The 6,841-nt window shown below is 57.2% G+C and carries 5 protein-coding genes and 1 pseudogene; 3 read left to right on the forward strand and 3 right to left on the reverse strand.

The features are described 5' to 3' along the window. Positions 1-318: 318 nt before the first annotated feature. The 3 genes from ACFORG_RS20255 to ACFORG_RS20265 all read right to left on the reverse strand — a co-directional run bounded on the left by ACFORG_RS20255 (position 319) and on the right by ACFORG_RS20265 (position 3,803). Positions 319-1,242, reverse strand: a complete 924-nt coding sequence (locus ACFORG_RS20255; RefSeq protein ID WP_386737388.1) for an alpha/beta hydrolase — start codon at positions 1,240-1,242, stop codon at positions 319-321. Between the two features lie 327 nt (positions 1,243-1,569). Continuing rightward, the gene (locus ACFORG_RS20260) at positions 1,570-3,000 is read right to left on the reverse strand and encodes a LuxR C-terminal-related transcriptional regulator (RefSeq protein WP_386737389.1); all 1,431 of its coding nucleotides are present in this window, start codon (positions 2,998-3,000) and stop codon (positions 1,570-1,572) included. Next, positions 2,997-3,803 (reverse strand): LuxR C-terminal-related transcriptional regulator, encoded by an 807-nt coding sequence (locus tag ACFORG_RS20265; RefSeq protein ID WP_386737390.1) that lies wholly within the window; start codon positions 3,801-3,803, stop codon positions 2,997-2,999. The genes ACFORG_RS20260 and ACFORG_RS20265 overlap by 4 nt, the downstream gene beginning before the upstream one ends. 186 nt (positions 3,804-3,989) lie before the next feature. Here ACFORG_RS20265 and ACFORG_RS20270 point away from each other — a divergent pair, with 186 nt between their 5' ends. The 3 genes and pseudogenes from ACFORG_RS20270 to ACFORG_RS20280 all read left to right on the forward strand — a co-directional run bounded on the left by ACFORG_RS20270 (position 3,990) and on the right by ACFORG_RS20280 (position 6,194). Beyond that, the gene (locus ACFORG_RS20270) at positions 3,990-4,403 is read left to right on the forward strand and encodes an ester cyclase (RefSeq protein WP_386737391.1); all 414 of its coding nucleotides are present in this window, start codon (positions 3,990-3,992) and stop codon (positions 4,401-4,403) included. Then, a complete protein-coding gene (locus ACFORG_RS20275) occupies positions 4,403-5,578 on the forward strand; it encodes an MFS transporter (protein ID WP_386737393.1) in 1,176 nt (391 codons plus the stop codon). Before ACFORG_RS20270 ends, ACFORG_RS20275 begins: the two co-directional genes overlap by 1 nt. Positions 5,579-5,666: 88 nt before the next feature. Beyond that, positions 5,667-6,194 (forward strand): annotated as a pseudogene (locus ACFORG_RS20280) (amino acid synthesis family protein). The last annotated feature ends 647 nt before the right edge of the window (positions 6,195-6,841 follow it).

Here is a 6,841-nt window from a genome sequence, read left to right on the forward strand (position 1 = left end):
GATCCTGGACGGGCATCAGGGGCCGGAGGTGACGTTGGCAAGGGCGCTGGAGCCGTTTCCTTTGGAGCGGACGGAGCAGCGCGAGCACTTCCGCTAGCGGCCCAGAGCCGCCGTTCGTAGTCTTACTCGATGCTGCGCCGCAGCTTCACCGGACCAGACGTTGATGCAATGCGAAGTATCTTGGACGGGCGCGCGTCGGCAACGCGAACATGGAAGACAGTCGCAGCATGCAAGCCAATTTCTGCTTGGGACGATTGCTACAATTGCCTCTCAAGGTAGCTTGATACCATTTGCATAAAGTTACGCTGACACAGAGCACTACACCCTCTGTCTGGCCACCTGCTTCTTAACAAACGCGCCGATTTCTGCGACCGAGTTGTCTGCTTCGGGGCATCTTCCGACGTTCAGGTGCCAAACGTGAGACCGCCCTCTGGACGTCGTCAACTCGGTTGTAACGCCCTGATCCCGAAGACGGGCGGCAAGGGCGTTGGAATCATCGATCAGCACTTCGTCTTCGTCCACGTGTATCAGGCAAGGTGGTGCACCGACAAAGGTGCCAAGCACAGGCGAAACCTCGGGGTCGCTCGGATCGTGTCCGCCAAGATAGGCATCTTTGCCCCGAATGACCCAGCGCACCGGCACTAAATGGTCGGATTTTTTATTCGTTTTCAGCGATCCGTTGTTCAGCCGCAGGTCAGAAATTGGTGCAATTGCGGCGACAGCAACGGGTTGCCGCAATCCTCGGCTACAGATGCGATGCAACAAAGCGAAGACCAGGTTGCCGCCTGCGCTGTCGCCGACCAGACTGATTGGGCCGGCATCGGGAGTAGCACAGAGCGCTTCATACGCCAACGTGGCTTGGTCGAGGGCCGTCGGAAAGCGATGTTCCGGAGCGAGCCCGTAGTGAAGAAAATAAGCTCTTTGGTTTGCTGCGTTGCCAAGCCTGGCAACCAGATGGCGATAACCACGCAAGTTGCCAATCATGAAGGCACCGCCGTGTAGATACAGCATACTGCCGCCCGTCGGTGCCGAGCCAACCTCGCAGACTGTTGTTGTAACCGAGTTAGCATCAAGACCCAAGGGGCTCTCCGTCAGGCTTAAACCGCCCGGTGTCTTCAAAGTGACTGCCGCGCTCAAATCAGCAATGCGGCGAACTGTTGGCTGATGCGCGATCAAGGCGAGCACTGGTTTTTGGACAAACCGTGCGTAGCCGTTCCAGAATCTTTGTTGGCGTGAAACCATAAGAATAGGTCGTGCTGAAATTCACTCCTGTCAACAAGGTCGTTGTGGACCCTCACTCTGGCAGGAGACACTCGCCCGATCTGCAGCATCGTTCCCAAAGGGCCCGGAGCTGACTTGCGGCACCGCAGAACGACCAGCACCGGCGTCACGCCGACCGTTAGCTGGTCACGGCCCGAAGCCAACATTCATTGGACATTGTCGCCAGCATGAAGCCTTCGCATTTCTGCCTTTCGTTCATCTTGCAGCATTTGTGTGAGCGTTTGGCAGAAGTTTCAAACAGCGCCCTACGTGGCCGCTGCTCCGATGAGTGCCGTGACCAAATCGCGTTCAGCCAATAAAGCCAGCTTGGCGTAATCGGCTGCGCATCTCGTTCATCTTGGCCGGGTCTTTCAAAGGAACACGATCGAGGTCGAGTATGCAGATATCAGGCAACGCATCGCGGCAAGCTTTGACGGCCGCGGTCGCCTTCTCGTTCTGCCCAAGCGCGACATGGCTGGCGGAAAGCAAGAAATGACAATAGAACCAGCGCGGCATTCGGTTGATTGCCCGTTCAGCCCACTCGATTGCGCTATCGTATCGACCGCTCAAGTAGTTCGCCAAGCTCATACCCGAGAAGCGGAAGAAGATACTTGGGTCTCTTGGGTTCGATCTGATCGCGATCTCCTGATTGGCAATGGCTTCATCTACACGCCCCACCAGCCCATATACTGTTCCAAGGCTACCATAGGCCAAGGAGCAATTCGGGTTGAGCTCAACCGCGCGTTCCAGAGCGACAATCGACTCGTCGTGCTTGTGCAAACCCCAACAACTAATCCCCAAGGCCCAGTGCGCGTATTCGTTGCGATCATCAAGTTGTATGGCGCGCCGTCCCAGTGCATATGCTGCCTCCATCGCAAGTTGGGTGTCCGCGGCATATCCCATCTGAGCAACATGATGGTTGATCAGTGACAGGAGCATATTGGCCTCGGCGCTTTCGGGATCGAGCGCCAATGCTCGCTCCAGCAGGGTTTTGGCCGAATCGAAACTCTTGGGTGTGAAATCATAAAGCAGATGCCAAGACCGCATCGTCAGTTCCCAGACCGTCAGGTCGGGGCGCGTGCTGCGCTCGACCGGTTCTTCATTTGTGGATAGGTGCACGGTGGTCTGGATTGAGGCGACCACATTGCGAGTGATCTCATCCTGAAGATCGAACACATCCTGAAGCTGGCCATCATAACGCTCCGACCAGACCTGTCCCCCGGTCATGCCATCGATTAGCTGCGCCGTGACCCGGACCGTGTCGCCGGATCGCCTCACGCTGCCCTCCAGAACGAAACGGACGCCGAGTTCTTCGGCAACACGCCTGACATCGACGTTGGACCCTTTGTATGTGAAGGTCGTGTTGCGTGCGATGATGAACAGCCAGGGTGAGCGTGAGAGAGCGGTGATTATGTCAGCGCTGGCCCCGTCCGAGAAATAGTCCTGGTCCGGATCGTTCGACATGTTTTCAAACGCAAGAACCGCGATGGAAGGTTTTTCAGGCCGTGCCGGGCTTTCAGCAGACAAAGGAAGCGGTGCAGGCGTGAGCGTGTCGCGCAATTCCAGCTTCGAGGACACGCCCAGCTTTCGATAGATCGTGGCCAGATGCGTGCGCACCGTCGACGGGGCGATACCAAGCTGATCGGCGATTTCCTGATAGCTTCCGCCTTGTGCATAGCTTTCTGCAATCTGGCTTTCGCGGCCACTCAACTCACTTGCGCCCGATGATTTCCGGCTCACGCGCTTGCCTCTTGCATGGCTCTGATCATCCGCGCGTTTTCGAGGGCGATCACGCTTTGGGCGGCGAACATCTGTGCAAGCCGGGTGGAGTCATCGGAGAACGGTCGGACGGTTTTCCGGTAGAGTGCAAAGGCACCGACCAGGTTGTCGGCGGCCAGCATCGGGATGGCGACAAAAGATCGTGCCCCGCCCAAGTCGGCAGTGGCATAGCGCAACGGATCTCTTGACTTGTAAATCTCTTCGGCTTTGACGTCGAAGATATTGATCACCTCGCGCTGCGCATCCATGCGGCCAAGACCGGTCTGAGGACTTACGGAGAACCAGCCCTGATCGTCAAACCACCCCTTGAGGTCTGACGGAATACCAAGTGTGAACGTCGCGTGGAACTTCTTGCTCTGGCCGTATTCGAACAGGATACCATACTCGGCGTCGCAAAGCTCAAGCGCGTAACCCAAAATCAACGGCATCACCGCATCAAGGTCACCTTTCGCCGCGCCGATGATCCGCAATACCTCGCTGAGGGCCTTTTCACGACTAATCGCTTCTTCAAGGCTCAGCGCGAGTTCGGATATCACTGCCGCCATTTCAGATTGGTTGCGAGGTTGCGAAGCCTCACCGTTCAAATGCGTCATGAGTTCGTGTTTCGAAGACACTTCAAGTTTTCGGTAGATCGTCGCGAGATGCGTGCGTACTGTAGAGGGCGCAATACACAAGGTGTCAGCGATTTTCTGATATGTAGCACCACCTGCGTATGATTGCGCAATTTGCAATTCTCTTTGGCTAAGGTCGGCTGGTTCTGACACGGTCAATGCCTCGCTGAAGATTAACTGGTTTCAGTGTGGGCACGGTCGGCGCGACACGCAATCCTGCAAATGCTGTAGTCTGAATACTGCATGCATGAGGCGCATTTTACTGCATCTGCACGATGCCCGGCATGTCCGTCGCTAACATATGGTGATCCTCATAGCATGAGCATTGAGGATACCCAGATGTCACTATTTGATACCGCACACGCCTTTTTTGAAGCCTGCGAAACCGGAAAAGGTTGGGACGGATGCAAGTCGTTCTGTCACGACGAAGCGACGTTTTCTTGCCAGGCGGATACGCTTGCCGACACGAAATCCCTCGCGGACTATGCGGAGTGGATGAAGGGCCTGCTGACACCCGTTCCGGACGGTCGATACGAGCTCAAAGCGTTTGCCTTTGACGAAACGCATGGCACGGCTGTTGCGGCGGCGGAGTTTCACGGGACCCAAACAGGCGAAGGCGGACCAATCCCACCAACCGGAAAATCGGTCGTTTCAGACTATGCCTATGTCATGCACTTCGAAGGCGACAAGATCAGCCACATGACCAAGATCTGGAATGATGTTCATGCGTTGAAGCAGCTTGGTTGGGCCTGATGCGCTGGCGCATACTGGCCCTTCTGTTCCTGGCTCGTATCGGTCTTGGGTTCCAGTTTCAGACAGTGGCCTCCGTGGGCGATGACCTGGTCATCGCTTTCGGGCTCGATTATGCAGGGATCGGGTTTCTGATCGGGCTTTTCATGGCCCCCGGATTGTTTCTCGCCATTCCTGCCGGATATTGGGGGCGCTTTGTCTCGGATCGGATCATGGTGGTGATCGGATTGGGCGCACTGGCTTTGGGTGGGGCCGTGTCATCCGTGGCAACGGACAGCTGGGCCATTGCGATGGGCCGCATCTTTGCCGGCGCAGGTTTTCTCTTCACCACGCTCTACTTCACAAAAATGGTCTCGGACTGGTTCGAAGGCCGTGAAATCGCAACGGCGATGAGCATCCTTGTCATGAGTTGGCCATTTGGCATAGCTATGGGGCAGGTCGGCCACGCATGGCTTGCAAAAGCCTACGGCTGGCAGGTCCCGTTTCAGGTGGCATCGATTTACTGCCTTTTGGCCGCGCTTGCGGTGTTCCTCTACTACAGATCGCCACATGATTTGCCGTCCGTGAAAGGCGGCTCTGGTGCTGCTCTGACAGGTCAGGAATGGCGTCTGGTTGTATGCGCCGCATCCGCGTGGGGCGCGTTCAACGCGGCCTATGTCGCCTATCTTACCTTTGGGCCGAAGGTTCTTGAAGAACTTGGCCAAACTGCAATCGCCGCCGCGGGTGTCGTCAGTATCGGAAGTTGGTTGATGATCTTCTCAGGCGCGCTGTGCGGGCAGGTTGTGGACCGTTTCGGCGGCCGGAACCTGGTCCTGACCTTTTGTATGGGAGGCGCGATCGTTTCGCTCATGCTGCTTGGCGTGCCAAGCGCAGGCCTTGGGGCAAGCGTTATCTTCGGCTTGATTGGCATGGCCCCCGCCGGGGTTATCATGGCGATGGCTGGACAAGCGATGCGACCCGAGGTTCGGGCCTTCGGCATGGGTATTTTCTTTACCGTCTACTATGCGATCATGCTGGTCACACCTCCTGCCGCTGGTGCCATCTTGGATGCTACCGGCAACGCGCAGGGCCCAATCTGGCTGGCCGTCATTTTGTTCGCCTCGGTGATCCCGTTTGGCCTCACATTCCAACACTTCAAGCGCTGGCCAATGGCGCGCGTGGAAAGGAAAGTTGGATGATAGACGTTCGCAAAGCACTCTTTTCCGAGAAATCATCACTGCCGATGAAATGGGCCGATCTTGTGATCCGATCAGCCGCGTTGCTGCAATGGCCGTGATCCGGAACTCCTTCGCCGGGGTCGATCAAGAGGACTTCGCGCCAATATTCCAGATGAGTGCGGAACTGGGACAATCTCTCGCAGAAGAGCGTGTGAACATGTTGAACAGGCCACCTGTCTGCTACCGCAAAGCGGCACTTGTCGAGACATCGGGTGCGATGGACCATCGTGCCGGGCTGCTTCACCCGGCACTCGGCAAACCGGTCCGCGCCGAGGTAGGTGACGGCAAGGCCCTGATCCCGTCCACCCACGAGGTCGGACCTTTGGGAGGGCACATCGATCTGCCGCTCGGACACAAGGATGAGCCCTGATCATTCGATCGTATCGACACCATGACCCTGTGCGTGCCAGACGCACCTCGCGCCGATGAAATCGTCTTGTGCATAGGTCTCTCGGACGGAACCCGTGCGCATCCGAGAGTCGGCAAAGGGCCGAGCCCTTCTTGGACCGGCAGTGTGAAACAAACAGACTATGCGATGTCGATCCCTGCCCAGAGCTGCCACACAAGACAACCGTAAATGCTGCGGGGCAGCTATCCCAGTGCGGACATTCAAACGCATGCGATGCAAATGGATAGTGCGCCAAGATCGGGAGGGATTACCGGGTCCGGAGGGCCCGGCGCAGGTCACCCTCCGGCTTCATCTCGGGAGCCGCCGCACAAGCGGCTGAGAAAAATCTCGGAAAACCATTTCCGACACCACGCGGACGACACCATGTCCGTTGAGTAAGCCGCCGCATAGGCGGTCGGGGGACGGAGGCCCCGGCGCAAGTCACCCTCCGGCTCTACTTGCCATCTTCCGCGAGAGCGTCCAGACAAGCGTTTGTGCATGCTCGGCCCTTGCCCGTCATTGGCCGCCCTCGTCGACGCTGCAGTGCGGCTTTACCGAACCGGCCGTTCGAACCGTTGTGCAGCATAGCCGGATATGTGAGTGTGGTCAGTGCGGGACAATTCAGTCTCTCGCCCAAGCACCGAGATCGAACTTTTCGCTTTAGATTTTAGTTCGAGGGCTCGTAGGGTTCCGGCACTCCGAACGGGACTGGTGGCTCTTCGATGAGCGTCCTCTCGAATGCCACGATCTTCTCGAAGATGATGGGCAGGATCCAGGTAGCTTCCTCCTGGATCTCGTATTCCTCTTTCGGGTCGGTGATAAGGTTGAAGACGCGA

The sequence above is a fragment of the Lutimaribacter marinistellae genome (assembly GCF_042648365.1).
Classification (GTDB): Bacteria; Pseudomonadota; Alphaproteobacteria; order Rhodobacterales; family Rhodobacteraceae; genus Lutimaribacter_A; species Lutimaribacter_A marinistellae.

Excerpts from the sequence above, each read along its gene's own strand:
- ACFORG_RS20270 (WP_386737391.1), top strand. The coding sequence starts at position 3,990 with ATGTCACTATTTGATACCGCACACGCCTTTTTTGAAGCCTGCGAAACC.
- ACFORG_RS20255 (WP_386737388.1), bottom strand. The coding sequence starts at position 1,242 with ATGGTTTCACGCCAACAAAGATTCTGGAACGGCTACGCACGGTTTGTC.
- ACFORG_RS20275 (WP_386737393.1), top strand. The coding sequence starts at position 4,403 with ATGCGCTGGCGCATACTGGCCCTTCTGTTCCTGGCTCGTATCGGTCTT.